Annotated in this window: 1 rRNA gene; it reads left to right on the top strand. The window is 50.4% G+C overall.

The features are described from left to right. Nucleotides 1-809: ribosomal RNA gene (locus SKZ59_RS28120) — 23S ribosomal RNA — on the top strand; the annotation flags it as partial.

Consider the following 809-nt stretch of genomic DNA (forward strand, 5'->3'; position numbering starts at 1 on the left):
TACTAAGCGTACGACAAGTAGGGCGGGACACGTGACATCCTGTCTGAATATGGGGGGACCATCCTCCAAGGCTAAATACTCGTAATCGACCGATAGTGAACCAGTACCGTGAGGGAAAGGCGAAAAGAACCCCGGAAGGGGAGTGAAATAGATCCTGAAACCGTGTGCATACAAACAGTAGGAGCGGACTTGTTCCGTGACTGCGTACCTTTTGTATAATGGGTCAGCGACTTACATTCAGTGGCAAGGTTAACCATATAGGGAAGCCGTAGAGAAATCGAGTCCGAATAGGGCGATCAGTCGCTGGGTGTAGACCCGAAACCAAGTGATCTACTCATGGCCAGGATGAAGGTGCGGTAACACGCCCTGGAGGTCCGAACCCACTAATGTTGAAAAATTAGGGGATGAGCTGTGGGTAGGGGTGAAAGGCTAAACAAACTTGGAAATAGCTGGTTCTCTCCGAAAACTATTTAGGTAGTGCCTCAAGTATCACCATCGGGGGTAGAGCACTGTTATGGCTAGGGGGTCATTGCGACTTACCAAACCATTGCAAACTCCGAATACCGATGAGTGCGAGCTTGGGAGACAGACGTCGGGTGCTAACGTCCGGCGTCAAGAGGGAAACAACCCAGACCGCCAGCTAAGGTCCCAAAGATTGGCTAAGTGGAAAACGAAGTGGGAAGGCTAAAACAGTCAGGATGTTGGCTTAGAAGCAGCCATCATTTAAAGAAAGCGTAATAGCTCACTGATCGAGTCGTCCTGCGCGGAAGATGTAACGGGGCTAAGCCAGTCACCGAAGCTGCGGATAT

Source organism: Janthinobacterium sp. GMG2 (assembly GCF_033949445.1).
Taxonomy (GTDB): domain Bacteria; phylum Pseudomonadota; class Gammaproteobacteria; order Burkholderiales; family Burkholderiaceae_D; genus Janthinobacterium; species Janthinobacterium aestuarii.